Consider the following 18,902-nt stretch of genomic DNA (forward strand, 5'->3'; position numbering starts at 1 on the left):
TTATTTCACATGGTTATTAATAATACTAATCAAATCGTTCTTATATAACATTCCTGATTGTCTCCATAATAGTTTGCCTTCTTTAAAAAGCATAAAGGTAGGAACACCCCTAATTTGGTAGGTATTGGCTATTTGTTGATTTTTATCAATGTCTATTTTTAAAATAATAACATTTTCTCCTAAATCTTCTTTTACTTCTTTTAATATAGGAGCCATCATTTTACATGGACCACACCATTCAGCAAAGAAATCAACCAAAACAGGTTTGTCTCCTTTAATTATTTCAGAAAATTTTCCCATAATTTTAATTTTTAAATGTTATGCTCCAAATTCCTCGTACCTGATTTACATCGTAACCTTGAGCTTTATCGGTAGGGTATAGGAGAGTTAATTCTTTTAAAGTTTCAGGTTTTATTTGTGTATTAGGGGTTCCATGACATTGTAGGCACATACTATTTGTTATAATTGGATAATAGAATTTGGTTTTGTTACCTACTTGTTTTGTAACAGGTTTAATTTCTTCTTTGTTACTTACAATTCTTTTGTATCCTTTAATAATGTTTAATTCTTCAGTATTTGCAGTATTATTGAGGTTTCTTGGTTTGTCTGAAACTCTTTTAATGGAAGCATTAAATTTTGTAGCCATACTATCGGTTAGCTTGTAGGCTTTTTCGTTACAAAATTGTAAAGCATGTAAAGTTCCTTTCTTTTGAATAGCTCCCATTAAGTTTTTACCTAATGTTTTTTTTGTTTCCATAGCATATGTTAATCCAATTTCTTCAGGAGTTTTTTTAGTGTTTTTTTGACTTATCTTTTTTCCTGAATTGATATAACTTTTTCTTTGTTTAGATTCCCAATGCTCTTTAAACCAACTAGGTTCTTCAATTTTATAGTTATATAGATAATTTGCTATCTTCTTGAGATCTTCTTCTTCAAATTTTTGATAAGGCATCACTCCAAATCGTTTTACAGCTCCTCTCATCACTGCTTTTTCTTTCGTAGGGTTTAATACAAAATTGAGAAAGTTATTAGTGAACTCTTCTTCTGAAGTATTTTCACCAATATAATGAGCTTTAATAGCAATCATTGGAGGTGCAACTCTCTCGTCGTTTGGAGTAGAGGAGTTATGGCATACAAAACATTTTGTTTCTAATAATTTTTTGCCAGAAGGGGTTGTAGCTTTTTCAACTGTAACTTCTTTAGTGTTCTTTTTTGAATAATCACTTTTTTTAGATTGATTACAACTAAAAAAGAATAATACAGTAATTAAGATAATAAACTTGTACATCGTTCTAATTTTTACCATAAAGGTAGAACGATTCTCTTGTAAAAAATGTAACTTAAGTTACAAGGTTAAAGTTCTAACACTTTAATCTGATTTCTATTCAGTTCTATTTTATCTTTTTTTTCTAAAGCTTTTAAAAGTCTTGAAATAACTACTCTAGAAGTATGTAAGTCATTAGCTATTTGTTGGTGTGTTACGCTAATTGTTTCGTTTTGGTTTACTAAAGCTTTGTCTTTTAGATATTTTAATAAACGCTGATCCATATTTAAAAAAGCAATAGTGTCAATAGCATCAATGAACTCTTGTAATCTACTATGGTAGCTATGTAAAATAAATTCTTGCCAGCTTTTATACTTGCTAAGCCATTCACTCATTTTTTGTTTAGGAATCATCAATAGCTTTACATCGGTTTCAGCCACAGCTTTGATTTTACTTTTAGTTTGTCCCATACAGCACGAAAGGGTCATGGCGCAAGTATCTCCCTTTTCTATATAGTATAAAACTAAGTCGTCTCCTTCTTTATCCTCACGTAAAATTTTTATGGCACCACTTAATAACAGAGGGATAGAAGTAATGTAACTGCCAATATCAATAATAACTTCATTAGCTTTTACTTCTTTAGCTATAGCAACATCAGCTATTTCTTTTAATAATGCTTCCTCAAATAAATAACCGTAGTATTTCTGTAAATCCTCTATCAAGATAAAATGTTTTTGTAAAAATAGTTAAATAATTACATTTTAGATAGAAATAAAATAGATGATAATCTATGATTTTAATCAGGTTTATACTTGTTTTTATTACTGAAATTTGAAGTAAATAATAACACAAAACCTTACAAAGATGAAAAAAAGAACACCAGTTTCAGTTATAATGACTAAAGATGTAATTACATTAAGTAGTACTGATGATTTAATGACGGCAGAGAAAATATTTAAAAAAGAACATATACGACACATTCCAGTAGTTAGTGGAAATGAAATAAAAGGAATGTTAAGTTATACAGATTTATTACGAATAAGTTTTGCAGATGCAGTTGATGAAAATGAAACCGACGTAGATACAGTAGTGTATAATATGTTTACAATAGACCAAGTAATGGCGAAAAATCTGGTAACTGTAAACTCAGATACAACGATTAAAGAGGTAGCTGAGATTTTAGCAAAAAAAGAGTTTCATGCTTTGCCAGTTGTTGATAATAATGAATTAGTAGGGATTGTAACTACCACTGATTTAATTTATTACCTATTAGAGCAGTTTTAGTCCTTTCTTTAATATAAGTGGATATGAAAAGTTAAAATTTATGGTAAAACCATACTTTTATTATGGTTTTTTTTGAGTTAAATTGTTTTGTAGAATTTATTTTTGAGAAACTCAAAATACTTTATCATGTTAAAAAACATTTCAAATTTAGGTTCGGTTTTGAATAAGTCAGAACAAAAATCAATTAATGGAGGATGGATTTACGTTTTGTGTCATAACTGTGAACCACTTCCTCGAGGCTATGTTTGTATGAATGATGTTATTTGTGGGGGAGAATAAGTTAATCCTAAACAAGATTACATTAATATTTACTATTCATATTTAGTGACCCTTTTAAGGGATTATAGGGCTGTTAAACTAGAAGCGTATTTAGAAATATTTCTAAATACGCTTCGATTTTTAATTTATAATAGTTTTTAAATTTTCAATTGTTTCGGTAGGATTATCGCTTTTGAAAACAAAACTACCAGCAACCAACACATTAGCGCCAACTTCTACAAGTTTATTAGCGTTTTGGTCAGTTACACCTCCGTCAATTTCAATTAAAGTTGAAGCTTCACTAAATTCAATCAAGTTTTTTAACTGTTGAATTTTTTTGTATGTATTTTCAATGAATGATTGCCCTCCAAACCCAGGATTTACACTCATAATACAAACTAAATCTAAATCTTTAATAATATCTTCTAAAACGGCTATAGGTGTATGCGGATTTAAAGCAACACCAGCTTTCATACCAGCAGCTTTTATTGCCTGTACAGTTCTATGTAAATGTGTACAAGCTTCATAATGTACGGTTAAAATATCGGCGCCTAAATCAGCAAAAGTTTGAATGTAACGATCAGGATCTACAATCATTAAGTGTACATCAATAGTTTTATTAGCGTGTTTTGAAATTGATTTTAAAACAGGCATTCCAAAAGAAATATTTGGTACAAAAACACCGTCCATAATGTCAATATGAAACCAATCTGCTTTACTATCATTAACCATTTCAACATCACGTTGCAGGTTACCAAAATCAGCCGCTAAAATTGATGGGGCTACAAGTTTTTCCATTAATATATAAGTTGTTGTGTTGTTATTAATTGCAAATATAGTTAAAACTAAGAGCATTAAAACCAAAAAGAAAGCTCTCAAATTTGAGAGCTTTCATTCATTAATCAAAAAACGAATAGTTACGATAACTATTTGTTGTTGTTTATATTATTAACCTAAGTAAGTCATTAAAATCTTACTACGAGATGTATGTTTTAATCTTCTGATGGCTTTTTCTTTAATTTGACGTACACGTTCACGAGTTAAATCAAATGTTTCACCAATTTCTTCTAATGTCATTGGTTGGTGTTCTCCTAAACCAAAGTATAGTTTTACAACATCAGCCTCACGTGGAGTTAATGTTTCTAGCGCACGATTAATTTCGATACGTAATGATTCGTGTAATAAAGTTTTATCAGGGTTTGGTGATTCACCTGAGTTTAATACGTCGTATAAATTTGAATCTTCACCTTCAATTAAAGGAGCATCCATTGATACGTGACGACCAGAATTTTTCATTGACTCCTTAACATCATTAACAGTCATATCTAATTTCTTGGCAATTTCTTCAGCACTTGGAGGGCGCTCATTTTCTTGCTCTAAGAAAGCATACATTTTATTAATTTTATTAATAGAACCAATTTTGTTTAAAGGTAAGCGTACAATACGAGATTGTTCAGCCAATGCTTGTAAAATAGACTGACGAATCCACCATACAGCATATGAAATGAATTTAAAACCACGCGTTTCATCAAAACGTTTAGCAGCTTTAATTAATCCTAAATTACCTTCGTTGATTAAATCAGGTAATGTTAATCCTTGGTTTTGGTATTGCTTAGCAACCGATACCACAAAACGTAAGTTAGCCTTAGTTAGTTTTTCAAGGGCTCTTTGGTCACCAGCTTTAATTCTTTGTGCTAATTCAACTTCTTCATCAGCAGTAATTAAATCTACCTTTCCTATTTCTTGCAAATATTTATCTAAAGACGCGGTTTCTCTGTTGGTAACCTGTTTTGTAATTTTTAGTTGTCTCATCTACTTCAAGTATATTTTAATTTATCAATCAGTCTACATTACCTTATACGTACGCTATTAGAATAATGTTACAAATTTTTTGTGTTTTTTGAAAATTTTCGTCTATTTGTTAAATAAATGTTAAAATTTGTTATTAAATCTTTAATTAGGTGACCACGTAATGGACTAGGTGTCTAATTAATGTATAACTAAGGAGGAAACTAACTATACTGCCCATTGGAGAGTATTGATGTAAAGAAAATAAGCGACGAAGATTTAGTTCGTAAAATAGTAGAAAAAAATGATACTCATTTATTTGCTGTTTTATACGACCGTTACGCTGGCGTGGTGTATAATAAGTGCTATGGATTTTCCAAAAGTAAAGAAGAGGCTCAAGATTTAACACATGATGTATTTATTCGTTTATTTGTTAAATTGAGAACTTTTAAAGGAAAATCTAAGTTTTCTACTTGGTTATATTCTTTTACTTATAATTTTTGTGTTAATTATGTACAAAGAAATAAGGAAAAGAAAAAAGAAAAAGTAACAGTAGTAACTGATGAAATAAGAGAGGAAAGTAGTATTGATGATATTGATGACGCTACACTATTTGAGCTAAAGTCAGATAAATTGGCTAAAGCACTCGAAATGATTTCTCCTTCAGAGAAAATGATTCTATTAATGAAGTATCAAGATGAGATGAGTATTAAAGATATTTCAATAGGATTAGATTTAGGGGAAAGCGCAGTAAAGATGCGATTAAAAAGGGCTAAAGAGAAAGTAGTGAAAGCGTATAACGAATTGTAATAAATTATGGATAATCCATTTAAGAAAATATTACATAACGAAGAGTTGCCAGAAGTACTAAAAGACAAAGTGCTTAATGATGTGGCAATGATAAAGCTATCAATAGACATGGCTGATTTATTCGTGGTTAAGTATCCTAATGCTATTATTGATTTAATAGGAGGAGGTACTGAACCAAATGGAAAAAAAAAGTGATACTAGTTAAGACTAACCAAATACACTATACATAAAAGTTATGAGTTTTTTAAATATAGATTTTTTAACCCCTTTTAAAGATATCTTTCAAGATATAGTAGATTCTTTACCAACAGTAGCAGGATTTTTAGCTTTTGTAATTATTTCATGGCTTGTTATAAAAATATTTTTATATCTCGTCAGAAAGGCATTAGCAAAAACTAAGATAGATGAATGGTCTAAAAAACTAAGACAAACAGAAATTTTTGGAAGTAGTACCATAAATATTGTACTTACCAATGTTATTTTGGCAGTATTAAAATGGTTTTTAATTTTTGTTTTTGTTATGGTTGGAGCTGAAATGTTTGGTTTAACTGTAGTTTCTGAAGGAATTAGAAGCTTTTTTGCATATTTACCTAAGCTATTAACAGCTGTAGGTATTTTTGTAGGAGGCGCTTATCTAGGAACCATGGTGAAAAAGGCAATTCAATCTATGTTCAAATCTCTTGAAGTTACAGGAGGTAATTTAGTCGGTAATATTGCTTTTTACTTAATAGTTGTGTTTTTGTCTATAACTGCATTAGATCAGGCAGGAGTTGATACTTCGGTGATTAAAAGCAATTTAACTCTTTTGATTGGTTCTGTATTATTAGCTTTTACTTTAGCTTTTGGTTTTGGAGCCAGAGATGCAGTTTCAAGGTTACTTTTTGGTTATTATTCGAGAAAGAATATTTCTATAGGAGAAAGCGTTATTATAAATGATGTAGAAGGAGTTGTAGTAGCAATAGATAATATATGCGTAACAATTAATACAATTGAAGGTAAAGTTATTCTTCCAATTAAAGATGTGGTTGACAATAAAATAGTTATAAAAAAATAATAAGAATTAACATTTTTTTATATCTTTGAAAACGCTAAAAACAATGTTTTTAACAGTACGATAGATTTCGGGGGACTTCTATCCAACCTAATAAAGAGAAATCTTTATGAATAAGACCGCTTTTGCGGTCTTTTTTTTGTTAAAATAATGTGACCTAAAAAAATAAAGTGTGTCTAACAAGATAGAGTAATAAGAAATCGGGGGACTTCATATTATTTTTAGAATTAAAAAGGCTTTCTATGTAGAAAGCCTTTTTTTATTGTAAGTATGTAAAAATAAAAAGTTTTATTCAAAAGCTAGGTGTAAAAACACTCCTCTAGTACCTAAGAAATTAATAGGATCAGTCCATTGAGAAGACTTATTATCGTATTTAACTTCGTTATTAATAGCAAAAACACCTCTTATTGAAGGAGAAAATTTAAAATAACTTAGATAAAAATCTACACCTATACCAACCTCGTACATAAAGTTATTGGTTGTTGTTCTAAACTCTCCCGCAAAGTTATCATCATTATTTTTTTCGTTACTCGAAAAATTATGGTCGTATGAAAGCCCACCTATCACATAAGGTCTCATATTATTTAGCCTATTTGTGCTAAATTTTAATAATAAAGGTAGGTGTAAGTATGTAGCACCAACCTCACGTGTATTAACGTTTTCTGGACCAGAGATATGATTGAAACGTAGTGTTTTGGTATTTGACATTAAGCCAGGTTCAAAACGTAGGTTAATATTATTATGTAATCTTAAGTCAGCTATTAACCCTACATTAAAACCAATAGATGATTCTACTTCAATTTCGGGATTGTCAATACTACTTGGTTTATAAGAAATTTTATAACCATTATTATTAGCACCAAGGTAAAACCCATAATGAAAAAGAGGTTTGTCAAAACTAGGAAGTTTTAATATTTTTTCTCTTTGTGCTTGCGTTGATAAGGACGCTACTAAAATTCCGAAAAGTAAAAGCTTTTTTAACATACTATTTTAAAGCGGTATAAATTGATGCAACACCAAATGTTACAGGTATATTCTTTGCATTCTTAAACCCATTTTTTTGTAAAATATTGTTGAAAGCCTTTCCAAAAGGAAAAGTATTTGCAGTTTCTGATAAATATGAGTAAGCAACTTTGTCTTTTGAAAAGAGTTTGCCAATAATAGGTAAAATATAATTAGTATACAATTTATACCCTTGCTTAAAAGGAAACTTGGTTGGGTTAGAGGTTTCTAATACAACAAACTTACCACCAGGTTTTAATACGCGTAATATTTCAGTTAAACCTTTGTCTAGGTTTTCAAAGTTTCTAACTCCAAAAGAAACAGTAATTGCATCGAAAGTATTATCAGGAAATGGAATGTTTTCACTATCGCCAACAATCATCTTAATCTTATTGGACAAGTTAGCTTTAGCTATTTTTTGTCTTCCCACCTGTAGCATTCCTTCAGAAATATCTAAACCTACAATTTTTTCAGGATTTAATTCAGACATCATTAAAGCTAAATCACCTGTACCAGTAGCAATATCTAAAATTTGTTGTGGATTATTTTCTCCTACTAGTTTTACTACTTTTTTACGCCAGCTAACATCTATTCCTAAAGAAATAACACGGTTTAACCCGTCGTAATCTTCAGAAATATTGTCAAACATTTGAGCAACTTGTTCTTTCTTTCCTAATTCAGAATCTTTATATGGTTTAATCTTTTCAGACATATGTTTTTGTTAGGTTTACGGTGAATTAGCCGTTAATGGCAACTACTTCATTAATTTGGTTAGGTAACATTTCTTTAAGCATTGTTTCAATACCGTTTTTTAATGTTACTGTTGATGATGGGCAGCCACTACAAGCTCCTTGTAAAATAACACTCACTCTTTTGCTATCAGCATCGTACGATTGAAAAGCGATATTACCACCATCAGAAGCTACAGCAGGTTTTATATATTCATCTAAAATATCAACAATTTTAGCTTCAGTATCAGTTAAATTCTCTTTAGGAACTTCAACGTTTTGTTTGGTTTGCTGTTTAGGTAATTCAGAAATAATTTTTTTGCCTTCCTGAATATAACTACGAATAAAAGTACGCACTTCTTGATATACTTCATTCCAATCAATCATATCGTATTTAGTGATTGATATATAGTTTTCAGAAATAAAAATTTCTTTGACGAAAGGAAAGCTAAATAAAGCTTGTGCTAAAGGAGAAGATTTGCTTGCTTCTTCAATATTTGTATACTCAACATCAGTTTGTGTTAAAGCTTTGTTGGTTCCAAATTTCATTACTGCAGGGTTTGGAGTAACTTCAGCATATACTTCAACAGCATCTTTTTTGGTAGTTTCTTCTTTTACTACAGAATTACCATCTTGGATGTAAGCTTCTATTTGCTCGCGAACTTCTTCTTCAACATCGCTCCACTCAACAATATCATATCGTTGAATAGCAATAAAGTTAGCCGTAACTAATACTTTTTTTACGAAAGGAAGGTAAAAAAGTTGTTGAGCTAATGGAGAGTTTTTAGCCTCGTCTATGTTATTATATTCATAACTACCACCATTAACTAAAATTTTGTTACTAACAAACTTTAGAATGGTTTCGTTATTAGTTTCTTGTATGTTTATTTTTATTGAACTCATAAGTTGTAAATAAGAAGCAAAATTACGGTAAAAAACTGAGATATGTATATATAAAAAGCCCTGCATATAGCAGGACTTTTTATATATGTTTTTTATAAATTATAAACTGAAAGTAATTGTTCCAGAGATTCTAGAAGTATCAGTTGTTAATTCGATAGGATCCACATCTACAGCAGGTGAATTATAAATATGGTACGGACTGTTGTTTTCTGAATTAGTATATGATAAATCAAATTTAACGTTTCCGAAATTATAACCAAGTCCTAATGAAAATCCAGAAATATTATCATCGTCTAAAGCATTTTTATAAGGACTTTGCTCATAATGATAACCACCACGAACACTCATTTTATCAAAACGCCACTCAGTACCAATATTTAATGAATGAGTACCTTTAAAATCATTATCAAAGTTTTGATTGGTTTCTATAAAATAAGGGTCGTTTTCTCTATATTTTGTACCACTGTAGTCTTTGTAAGTATAATCTGCACTTATTAAACCTTGTTTACCAAAAACAAATGCCGCACTAGCTGTAAGTTTACTTGGTGTTCGTAGTCTGAAAACATTTGAATAAAATTCTTCCCCACTATTAACATCTGTATCTTGGTTTGTAGCAGATATTTCAGTGTAACCAACCCAATCATCATATCTAGAGTCATTTGGATCGAAAACATCTAAGTTGCTATCTTCAAAAACTTCATTGTACCATGTTGGAGTTTCATAGGCTAATCCGAAACGGAAGCTTTGATTTACTTTGTATATAAAACCAGCACTAAAAGAAACCCCGCTACCTTCAAAGTAACTATCTTGAACGTTAAGAGCTGTTAAGGTGTTTCCATTATCATCTTCATTAACTTCTCTTAGTTCGGTAACTTGGCCAAAGCTAAAGTTATGAAACTTTATACTAGCTCCTGCATATAGCTTGTTTAGATGTACAGCAGAAAACCCCATTTCAAAAATACTACTCTCTCCGTAGGTAGAGTTAAAAAAACGTTGTTCTTGTCCATTGTCGTACTGATTGGTGATATCATCAGGGTGTTCATTGAATAATGCTTGACCGCTATTACCTTGTGAAGAAAATAAACCTTCAAAATCACTTTTTAACCTATAGTTAAAGGTTAACGCAAAACGATTCCAGTCAGAGTTATGAGCAGAATCAAAAGATAAAATACCACCTGCTTGGGTAATATTAAAAAAATCATCTTCCGTTTCTACCGTATTTCCGTAATAATTAGCTGTATAAGTAGTGTTTCTATTACCTAAAGTTACTCCAAAAGTACTTTTAATAGCAACGGCACTACCAGCTGGGTTAATTCCAAAAGAAGATATGTCTCCACCTAATGCTCCAAAGGCTCCACTCATTGCTTCAAAACGAGCAGTTCCATAATTATCGTCTTTTGAAAATAAAATTCCTAAATCATTGTAGCCTAAAGATTGCGAGTAGGCAGTATACGTACTAGCGATAATTATCGCGAAGGTTAAAATTCTTTTCATTTTTTCATTAATTCGTTAAAAACTTATCTTGAAATCTGGTTGTAAGATTATCTTCTAGAACTTCTTGATGAACTCCTGCTACTCCCTCTTGAGCTACTTCCGGCTGAAGAGTTGCTTCTAGAGCTTCTTGACGGTGCTGAGTAACTACGAGAACTTCTTGAAGGTTTTGAGTAACTTCTAGATTTTCTTGAATTACTACTATTACGTGAAGCATATTTCTTTCTGTTATTTCTAGTTGATTTTGAATAGTTTTTAGAGTTTCTTGGAGAATATGATTTTCTAACAGATTTATTAGAGTTTTGGTCTCTCTTAGTATAACTTCTAGTGTTTCTAACTGATGAAGATTTACGAACACCATTATTATTAGAAGCTCTGTAGTTTCTTGTAGAATATCCTCTAGAGCTTCTTGTAGTACGAGGTGTACCTCTATAGCTACGAGTAGACCTGCTGCCATTTGAGTTATAATTTCTTGTTCTAGTTGATCGTTTTATACTTCTGTTATTAGAATTGCTACCTCTTCTTGTGTTGTACCCTCTTGTATTTCTTGTTGAACGAGTATTTTTGTTGCTTCGATAGGTTCTACTATTGCTTCTTCTGTAAACATCAGAAGAACGTCTTGAAGTTGTAGTCCCTCTACGACCAGTAGTATAACCTCTTCTAGAAGTTGTTGCAGTTCTGTGACCTCTATAATAGTTGGCACCTCTGTATGGACTTCTGTAATAGTGGTTGTTATAGTATCTATATGGTCTGTAATAGTTGTATCCGTAATATGGCGAATTCCAGTAAGAGTTGTAATAAAGTCCTCCTAAACCAACATAAAATCCAGAATTCCAGTGGTAAGGGTGCCAATTGTTGTATCCCCAGTAGTTATAATAACGAGATCTCCACCAAGGTCTATAATAATTATACCCATAGCCATAATCCCAATACCAGTCATTATAGTAGCCCCATCTTGGGTAGGTGTTAATATTAATAACTACATCACTGTTGTCAGCATACCCCCAAGGTTCATTACCATTATATGTAATTCTTGTTTCAGGCTCCTCTTCATATATAATGTCTTCATCATCATATGAGTCATCATTTTCAGACTTATAATTTTCTATATCGGTAAAAATATCAGTACCATTTATAGCGTCTAGGCGTTCTACTTCTTTAGTGAAATAATTCTCTTGATATTCATCATATGTGCGATCATCAGTAACAATGACTCTACGTTGAGGTTGTTCTACTTCATCAGCATAAATACCATCATCACTACCAGTAACCGTTTGTGCAGAACCACAAGATATAAATGTAGCTGCCATCAAAATTGATAGGATATAAAAAGGGAGTTTGGTTTTGGTGTAATGTAGCTTCATGACTTTTTATTTTAGGTTAAAGCAAATTGTTTTTATACTAGCTGCAAAAAATTAGTTCTTTGTTGGGCTTGTTACCTTTTTAATGTAGTTTTGCAGACACAATTTACGCATAAAAAATAACAATATTTATGCCAAACTTTTGATTATGAGCAAACATTTAACAAAAAGAGCCGAAGATTACTCGAAATGGTATAACGAATTGATTGTAAAAGCCGATTTAGCTGAAAATTCAGCAGTAAGAGGCTGTATGGTAATTAAACCATACGGATTTGCAATTTGGGAGAACATGCAAAAAGAATTAGATAGAATGTTTAAAGAAACAGGACATCAAAATGCTTATTTCCCCCTTTTTGTGCCTAAAAGTTTGTTTGAAGCAGAAGAAAAAAATGCCGAAGGTTTTGCAAAAGAATGTGCTGTAGTTACACATTACCGATTACAAAATGACCCAGATAATGAAGGTAAGTTACGTGTAGACCCAGAAGCTAAGTTAGAGGAAGAGTTAGTTGTTCGTCCTACTTCTGAAGCAATTATTTGGAATACTTATAAAGGATGGATTCAATCGCATAGAGATTTACCATTGTTAGTAAACCAATGGGCAAATGTTGTAAGATGGGAAATGCGTACACGTTTGTTTTTACGTACTGCAGAGTTTTTATGGCAAGAAGGTCATACTGCACATGCAACAAAGGCAGAAGCAATAGCTGAAGCAAAGCAAATGCAAGAAGTATATGCAACTTTTGCTGAAGAGTTTATGGCAATGCCAGTTGTTAAAGGAGCTAAAAGTGAAAGTGAACGTTTTGCTGGTGCAGATGATACTTTAACAATAGAAGCATTAATGCAAGACGGTAAAGCTTTACAGGCTGGAACTTCACACTTCTTAGGACAGAATTTTGCGAAAGCTTTTGATGTTAAGTATACCTCTAAAGAAGGAAAACAAGAATATGTATGGGCAACTTCTTGGGGAGTCTCAACACGTTTAATAGGAGGGTTGATAATGACACACTCAGATGATGCTGGTTTAGTATTACCTCCAAAATTGGCGCCAATTCAAGTTGTAATTGTACCTATATATAAAGGAGAAGAACAATTAAATGCTATTTCTGAAAAAGTAGATGTAATTGTAAAAGAATTACGAGCTAAAGGAATTTCTGTAAAGTTTGATGATAGAGATACTTTTAGACCAGGAGCTAAGTTTGCTGAGTATGAGTTAAAAGGTGTGCCAGTAAGAATTGCAATGGGAAAACGTGATTTGGAAAATGGTACAGTAGAAGTTGCGCGTCGTGATACTTTTGAAAAACAAACCGTATCTAGAGATGAGGTAGTAGGTATTGTGGCTGACTTGTTAGAAGAAATTCAAGAGAATTTATATAATAGAGCATTAACTTACAGAAACGATCATATTACAGAAGTAAATTCTTTTGAAGAGTTTAAAGAAGTAATAGAAAATAAAGGAGGATTTGTGTCAGCACATTGGGATGGTACAATTGAAACCGAAGATAAGATAAAAGAGCTAACAAAAGCTACAATAAGATGTATCCCTAATGATGCAAAAGAAGAGGATGGAGTATGTGTTTTAACAGGAAAACCATCAACAAAAAGAGTACTTTTTGCAAAAGCTTATTAAAAAAATAAAAAAAAGCTTTGTGCAATAAAAAACAGTTTTTATATTTGCACCCGCAATCGCAAAAAAGATTGTTTTGGTCCGTTCGTCTAGGGGTTAGGACGCCAGGTTTTCATCCTGGTAACACGGGTTCGATTCCCGTACGGACTACAAGTTCTTTTTCATTGTTTTGAAGAAAAAAATAAACAAAGAAAAAAATAAATTTAATTGCAAATAACAAAAAGAATTGTATATTTGCACCCGCAATCAGAACGATTGTTTTGGTCCGTTCGTCTAGGGGTTAGGACGCCAGGTTTTCATCCTGGTAACACGGGTTCGATTCCCGTACGGACTACAAGTTTTTTATAAACAATTAACGCATAAGTACAATGGCAAATCATAAGTCAGCATTAAAGAGAATTAGAAGTAACGAAGCAAAGCGCTTAAGAAATAAATATCAGCATAAAACAACACGTAATGCTGTAAGAAAATTAAGAGCTACAGAAGATAAGAAGGAAGCAGAAGGAATGTTTTCGACTGTTGTATCTATGTTAGATAAATTAGCAAAGAACAACATTATTCATAAGAATAAAGCAGCAAATTTAAAGTCTAAATTGGCTAAACACGTTGCAGCTTTATAAGAGTTTTAAGGTTAGTTAATAGTTAAACGCTTCGGTATTTTATCGAAGCGTTTTTTTTTATTTTAAAAATACTTCGTTTAAAAATTAGAGCTTATTTAATATCTCCTTATTTACAGGTCTCTCTAATAAGTGTGGTTATTTTAACTTTTTAACTTGTAGTGTGTTATATATAAGTAAGTGTTACTACAGTTAGTTGTGTTCTTTTTCTGGAAATTATAAAGTATAGTAGTTGCTTTACCAATCGTACTTTTTATGGGCATCTAAACGAATGAAAATGAATAGAAGCAAGGTAAACCCCCATAAAGAAGAACCTCCATAACTGAAAAAAGGTAGTGGTATTCCTACTGTAGGTAGTAGGCCTATAACCATACCAATATTAACAATAATGTGAAAAAAGAAAATAGAGGCTACGCTGTAACCATATATTCTTGCAAATTTATTTGTTTGTGTTTCTGATAAATAAATAATTCTATAGAGCAAGATCATAAATAAAATTATAACAAAAGAACTACCTAAAAATCCCCATTCTTCACCTACAGTACTATATATATAATCTGTGTGTTGCTCAGGAACAAAGTTTCCTTGTGTTCTATCTCCTTGTAAAAAACCTTTTCCAGAAAAACCACCTGAACTAATGGTCTTTTCAGATTGATAAGAATTGTAGCCAATACCTTTATTGTCTTGTATCTTTCCTAATAAAATATCAAACCTGTCTTTTTGATGTTGACCTAATATATTATTATAGGTGTAACTAATTCCTAAAATAAAGAAAATAGAAAAAAGATAGGAGCCAATTATTTTTATAACGTTAAAGCGAAAAAATCGTTTGTCTCTGTATACACCATAAAAAACAATAAGGGTTATTATAAGTAAACATGAAATAAGAACCCATTTAGCTCCAAAATAAACGGTTAATAAGAATAGAATGATAGAGATTGTTCCGAATAAAATATATGCTAACGTAAGTCCTTCTCTGTTTAAAACAAAAAAGAAAGCGAAATATATTAGTACAGATCCCATATCTGGCTGTAAGGCAATAAAAAATGCAGGTAAAAAGATGACTATAAAAGCTTTTGCTTGGTTTTTTATTAGTTTAAGGTTGTATTGCCGGTCACTCATTAATTTTGCTAAAGCTAGAGCAGTAAAAGCTTTTGCAAATTCAGAAGGTTGTAGTCCTATTCCGCCAAAGTTATACCATGAGGTTGCTCCATTAATTTTTTTACCAAATACTAGTACTCCAGCTAATAAAACCAGAGAAAAAATGTACATAACACTGGAAAATTGTTCGTAAAACTTCGAATTAAAGAAAAGGATGAAGATGATAACCGGTATACTAAGTCCTATAAAAATTAATTGTTTGCCATATTTTGTTGAGAAGTCAAAAATTTCTCTTGACTCTTCCGTAGAAGAAGCTGCATAGATATTTATCCATCCAAAACCAACTAATATTACGTAGAGTAAAACAAGTAGCCAATCAATTCCTGCAAAAATATTATTTCGTTCCTGTCGCAATAGTATCGCCTTTTTGAATTAATAATTGATTATCATATCTTTCTTGAAGGCTTAGGTTAATCATGCGATCTTCAAGATATTTTCTAGAGATTGACTTGTTTAAATACTTTTCAATCAATAAACTAGTAATAGGGGCAGCAATGGTTGAACCAAAACCTCCGTTTTCTACAAAAATAGCTATGGCTATTTTAGGGTCATCTTTCGGAGCAAAAGCTATAAAAATAGAGTGGTCTGTTAACTGGACTTTCTTCTTATTTACTCTAATAAAGTTTTCAACTGTTCCTGTTTTTCCACAAATGTCTATTCCTTTAACTTGACTATACCTAGCTGTACCTCTAGTGAATGTTTCATACATCGCCTCAATTGCAATAGGAAAATGTTCAGGAGAAACTGTTGTATTTCTTCGGGTTACATATATTGAGTCAAGCTTAGGTTTGTCTTCAATTTTCTTAACAATATGAGGAGTGTAAAAATAACCTTTATTAGCAATAGCAGCTGTCATATTTGCCAACTGAATAGGTGTTGTCTCTACTTCACCTTGACCAATAGCGTTTGAAATAGTTGTAGTAGCACCCCATCTAAAGTTATAACTTCTGTCATAAAAACTTCCATTTGGGATTCTTCCCTTTTGACCAGAAGGAAGATCATACCCTAAATAATTACCTAAACCAAAGCTTTTTGCATGTTCACTCCAAGCATCAGTTCCTATAGTTGGGTTTTCGTAATTGTCTATAATTCTTCTATAAGTGTTAGCGAAATATGTATTACAAGATTTAGCAATGGCTGTTTTTAAACGGACAGGTCGTCCAACAATTCCACAGTGACATCCCATGAAAGCGTTGGGGCGTTTACCATAACGATATCCGTGTTGACAGTAAAAACCAGTGTTTTGATCAATAACTCCTTCTTGTAAACCAATTAAACCAGTGAGGATTTTGAAAGGTGAACCAGGAGCATACATTGCTTGTAAGCCTCTGTCAAAAGTTGGCATATTAATACTATCATTAAAAAGCCTTACAGAGTTAGGAGAGCGTTTTCTTCCAACCAATAAATTTGGATCATATGAAGGAGCGGTAACCAATGCTAAAATCTCACCCGTTTGAGGTTCAATAGCAACAATTCCTCCTCTTTTACCAGACATTAATAATTCTCCATATTCTTGCAATTCACTATCAATAGTTAATGTTAGGTCTTTACCTGATACAGCAAGAGTGTCATACTTTCCATTTTTATAGGGGCCAGTAACCTTATTTAAATTATTTCTTTTAAAGTATTTTTTTCCTTTAACGCCTCTTAGTTCTCTTTCATACTGTTTTTCTACACCAAGTTTGCCTATTAATTCTCCTTGTTCGTAGTAATCACTATTTTTAGCTACATATTCGTTAACCTCACTAATAAAGCCTAATACGTTAGCTGCAGATTTTACAGGGTAGTTTCTAATAATACGTTTTTGTATATAAAAACCTTTGTACTTAGGTAACTTCTCTTGTAGAAAAGCATAATCCTCTTTAGCTAATTGCTTTAAAAATACAGAAGGAAGCCAACGTGCATAATTTTCTGCTTTTTTAAAACGTTTTTTAAAATCTTCCTTATCAATTTTTAAAAGAGAGCAAAATTCTAAAGTATCTAGAGGTTCTACTTCTTTTGGAATAATCATTACATCGTAGGATAATTGGTTTGCAACCAATAATTTTCCATTACGGTCATATATATAACCACGCTCAGGGTAGTCGTATTCAATTTTTATTGTAGCACTGTGTCTAAGACTTTGTTCACCACCATGTATTATTTGTAATTGAAATAATCGCGAGATGTAAACAATTCCAATTAGAGTAATTAAAAATATAAGTAAGAAACTTCGTTTCATGTTAGTTTTTTCCTAAATATAAAACTTCCTAAAAAATATAACAGTAACGTAAAAACACTAGAAAATAGTGTATTGATAAGCACATTTGAAATATTATAAAAACTAAAGTTAGTTAAACTAAATAAAATGAAGTGATGAGTTAATGTTAAAATTGCTGTATAATTAAATACTTTATCAAAAGATTCATGTCTTAGGTTAAAAAGTAGGTAATCTGAAGATGTTTTTTTAAAAACAGCTTTAAAAACGAATAAACGTATGTAAGCCATAAAAACAGTAGAAAAAGCATGAATTCCACCAGAGTTGGAAAAAGCATCTACACATAGACCCAATAAAAAAGCAACTAGCAAAAGAGAAAATCTATTCTCTTTAATAGGGTATAAGAAAATAAAAACGATGTAAACATAAGGATTTACATAACCTAAAAATAAAATATTATTTAGAACCAATACTTGTAGCAACAAGAGGAAAACGAATAAAAATATTAAGTATAGTGTTTTATTCATTATTATTTTCTACAGTTTTTATTTCTTCTTTATTAAGATTTGTTATGATATAAACGTGACCTAAGTTAGACATATCGTTAAAGAGTTTAATATTTATGCTATTAACTGCAGATAGCTCTTCAGGTACTTTTACGACAGTTCCAATAGGTATTCCGCTAGGAAAAATAGTCGACCTACCTCCAGTAACTACAGTATCACCTACTTTAAAAGTAGCTTGACGTGGAATATCGGTTAATTGTACAATATTATAGTCCTTTCCATCCCAAGTTAGCGTACCATAATGATTGTTATTTTTAAATTTAGCGTTGATATTGCTTTTTGAATTTAAAATAGATTGTACTCTTGCGTATTTATTTGATACATTATCAGTAATACCAATAAGTCCCTTACTGTTAATTATTCCCATCTCTTTAGAAACATTATAACTTTTACCTCTGTTGATTGTTAAAAAGTTATCAGCTTTATGAAAAGAGTTTTTAATTATTTTTCCAGAAATGTAATTAAAATTTTGACTGAGTTGTGTAGCGTCTTTTATCTGATTTGCTGAAATACTATCAAGATAAGTAGTGATTTTTTCTAGTTTATTTTTTAAGGCTAAGTTTTCTTCAACAAGTATAGAGTTTCTTTCTTTTAAGCCAAGATACTCCGTTATGTTTGATGATTTTTGATATAGTCCGCCTGTAATAAAATTGGTAGAACTAATAAACTTACTTTTATGAAAAGAATGGTTGTTAATGATTAATGCAACAGCTATAACTTCTAAGAATAGAAAAAATAAGAAATACTTATACTTCTGTAAGAAATAAATAAGCTGTTGCATAAATAATCATTCAAAT

At 31.2% G+C, this 18,902-nt stretch carries 21 protein-coding genes and 2 tRNA genes; 9 read left to right on the top strand and 14 right to left on the bottom strand.

Features of this window, described 5'->3' with window-relative positions; translation table 11 throughout:
• From trxA to VBY68_RS15480, 3 genes are all read right to left on the bottom strand, one after another.
• A complete protein-coding gene (gene trxA, locus VBY68_RS15470; RefSeq protein ID WP_028891232.1) occupies positions 1-300 on the bottom strand; it encodes a thioredoxin in 300 nt (99 codons plus the stop codon).
• A 4-nt stretch (positions 301-304) separates the two neighbouring features.
• Positions 305-1,288, bottom strand: coding sequence for a c-type heme family protein (locus tag VBY68_RS15475; RefSeq protein ID WP_415270242.1), 984 nt, complete (start codon positions 1,286-1,288; stop codon positions 305-307).
• 65 nt (positions 1,289-1,353) lie between these two features.
• Positions 1,354-1,986, bottom strand: coding sequence for a Crp/Fnr family transcriptional regulator (locus VBY68_RS15480; RefSeq protein WP_099215524.1), 633 nt, complete (start codon positions 1,984-1,986; stop codon positions 1,354-1,356).
• A gap of 142 nt (positions 1,987-2,128) precedes the next feature.
• On the opposite strand from VBY68_RS15480, the gene VBY68_RS15485 reads away from it, so the two are divergent.
• Entirely contained in the window at positions 2,129-2,548 is a 420-nt protein-coding gene (locus tag VBY68_RS15485) for a CBS domain-containing protein (RefSeq protein WP_099215523.1), read from the top strand.
• A gap of 126 nt (positions 2,549-2,674) precedes the next feature.
• On the top strand, positions 2,675-2,827 hold the full coding sequence (locus VBY68_RS15490; RefSeq protein WP_273693924.1) for a hypothetical protein: 153 nt from the start codon (positions 2,675-2,677) through the stop codon (positions 2,825-2,827).
• A 120-nt stretch (positions 2,828-2,947) separates the two neighbouring features.
• Here VBY68_RS15490 and rpe read toward each other — a convergent pair whose 3' ends face one another.
• Positions 2,948-3,604, bottom strand: a complete 657-nt coding sequence (gene rpe / locus VBY68_RS15495; protein ID WP_273693925.1) for a ribulose-phosphate 3-epimerase — start codon at positions 3,602-3,604, stop codon at positions 2,948-2,950.
• Positions 3,605-3,754: 150 nt separating this feature from the next.
• Positions 3,755-4,618, bottom strand: coding sequence for a sigma-70 family RNA polymerase sigma factor (locus VBY68_RS15500; protein WP_028891227.1), 864 nt, complete (start codon positions 4,616-4,618; stop codon positions 3,755-3,757).
• Positions 4,619-4,834: 216 nt separating this feature from the next.
• Between VBY68_RS15500 and VBY68_RS15505 the strand changes: the two genes are divergently transcribed.
• Genes VBY68_RS15505 through VBY68_RS15515 form a run of 3 tightly spaced genes read left to right on the top strand, consistent with a single transcriptional unit; the run spans position 4,835 to position 6,458 of the window.
• Entirely contained in the window at positions 4,835-5,404 is a 570-nt protein-coding gene (locus tag VBY68_RS15505; protein WP_099215521.1) for an RNA polymerase sigma factor, read from the top strand.
• A 6-nt stretch (positions 5,405-5,410) separates the two neighbouring features.
• The gene (locus VBY68_RS15510) at positions 5,411-5,599 is read left to right on the top strand and encodes a hypothetical protein (RefSeq protein WP_099215520.1); all 189 of its coding nucleotides are present in this window, start codon (positions 5,411-5,413) and stop codon (positions 5,597-5,599) included.
• A gap of 40 nt (positions 5,600-5,639) precedes the next feature.
• Positions 5,640-6,458: a mechanosensitive ion channel family protein gene (locus VBY68_RS15515; RefSeq protein ID WP_415270243.1), complete on the top strand. Its 819-nt coding sequence runs from the start codon at positions 5,640-5,642 to the stop codon at positions 6,456-6,458.
• A gap of 285 nt (positions 6,459-6,743) precedes the next feature.
• On the opposite strand, the gene porT is transcribed toward VBY68_RS15515, so the two are convergent.
• The 5 genes from porT to VBY68_RS15540 all read right to left on the bottom strand — a co-directional run bounded on the left by porT (position 6,744) and on the right by VBY68_RS15540 (position 11,943).
• A complete protein-coding gene (gene porT, locus VBY68_RS15520) occupies positions 6,744-7,439 on the bottom strand; it encodes a type IX secretion/gliding motility protein PorT/SprT (protein ID WP_415270244.1) in 696 nt (231 codons plus the stop codon).
• Position 7,440: 1 nt separating this feature from the next.
• Positions 7,441-8,169 carry a bifunctional demethylmenaquinone methyltransferase/2-methoxy-6-polyprenyl-1,4-benzoquinol methylase UbiE gene (gene ubiE / locus VBY68_RS15525; protein WP_099215517.1) on the bottom strand — a complete coding sequence of 243 codons (729 nt, stop codon included), beginning with the start codon at positions 8,167-8,169 and terminating at the stop codon, positions 7,441-7,443.
• Positions 8,170-8,194: 25 nt separating this feature from the next.
• Positions 8,195-9,088: a NifU family protein gene (locus VBY68_RS15530; protein WP_124590570.1), complete on the bottom strand. Its 894-nt coding sequence runs from the start codon at positions 9,086-9,088 to the stop codon at positions 8,195-8,197.
• 99 nt (positions 9,089-9,187) lie between these two features.
• Complete coding sequence (locus VBY68_RS15535; RefSeq protein ID WP_415270245.1) at positions 9,188-10,582, bottom strand: OmpP1/FadL family transporter; 1,395 nt, start codon at positions 10,580-10,582, stop codon at positions 9,188-9,190.
• Positions 10,583-10,629: 47 nt separating this feature from the next.
• A complete protein-coding gene (locus tag VBY68_RS15540) occupies positions 10,630-11,943 on the bottom strand; it encodes a hypothetical protein (protein WP_415270246.1) in 1,314 nt (437 codons plus the stop codon).
• Positions 11,944-12,088: 145 nt separating this feature from the next.
• Between VBY68_RS15540 and proS the strand changes: the two genes are divergently transcribed.
• The 4 genes from proS to rpsT all read left to right on the top strand — a co-directional run bounded on the left by proS (position 12,089) and on the right by rpsT (position 14,184).
• Positions 12,089-13,567 (top strand): proline--tRNA ligase, encoded by a 1,479-nt coding sequence (proS, locus tag VBY68_RS15545; RefSeq protein ID WP_099215513.1) that lies wholly within the window; start codon positions 12,089-12,091, stop codon positions 13,565-13,567.
• A gap of 75 nt (positions 13,568-13,642) precedes the next feature.
• Positions 13,643-13,714: transfer RNA gene (locus VBY68_RS15550), tRNA-Glu, on the top strand.
• A 112-nt stretch (positions 13,715-13,826) separates the two neighbouring features.
• Positions 13,827-13,898, top strand: a tRNA-Glu gene (locus VBY68_RS15555).
• Positions 13,899-13,932: 34 nt separating this feature from the next.
• A complete protein-coding gene (gene rpsT, locus VBY68_RS15560; protein ID WP_028891217.1) occupies positions 13,933-14,184 on the top strand; it encodes a 30S ribosomal protein S20 in 252 nt (83 codons plus the stop codon).
• Between the two features lie 234 nt (positions 14,185-14,418).
• Here rpsT and rodA read toward each other — a convergent pair whose 3' ends face one another.
• From rodA to mreC, 4 genes are read right to left on the bottom strand one after another with little or no spacing between them, the layout of a single operon-like run.
• The gene (rodA, locus tag VBY68_RS15565) at positions 14,419-15,696 is read right to left on the bottom strand and encodes a rod shape-determining protein RodA (RefSeq protein ID WP_121147722.1); all 1,278 of its coding nucleotides are present in this window, start codon (positions 15,694-15,696) and stop codon (positions 14,419-14,421) included.
• Positions 15,677-17,563 (bottom strand): penicillin-binding protein 2, encoded by a 1,887-nt coding sequence (gene mrdA, locus VBY68_RS15570; RefSeq protein WP_273693930.1) that lies wholly within the window; start codon positions 17,561-17,563, stop codon positions 15,677-15,679. Before mrdA ends, rodA begins: the two co-directional genes overlap by 20 nt.
• Positions 17,560-18,066: a rod shape-determining protein MreD gene (gene mreD, locus VBY68_RS15575; protein WP_121147717.1), complete on the bottom strand. Its 507-nt coding sequence runs from the start codon at positions 18,064-18,066 to the stop codon at positions 17,560-17,562. Before mreD ends, mrdA begins: the two co-directional genes overlap by 4 nt.
• Positions 18,059-18,886, bottom strand: coding sequence for a rod shape-determining protein MreC (gene mreC, locus VBY68_RS15580; RefSeq protein WP_415270247.1), 828 nt, complete (start codon positions 18,884-18,886; stop codon positions 18,059-18,061). Before mreC ends, mreD begins: the two co-directional genes overlap by 8 nt.
• Positions 18,887-18,902: the final 16 nt, after the last annotated feature.

Source organism: Tenacibaculum ascidiaceicola (assembly GCF_047470925.1).
GTDB lineage: Bacteria > Bacteroidota > Bacteroidia > Flavobacteriales > Flavobacteriaceae > Polaribacter > Polaribacter discolor.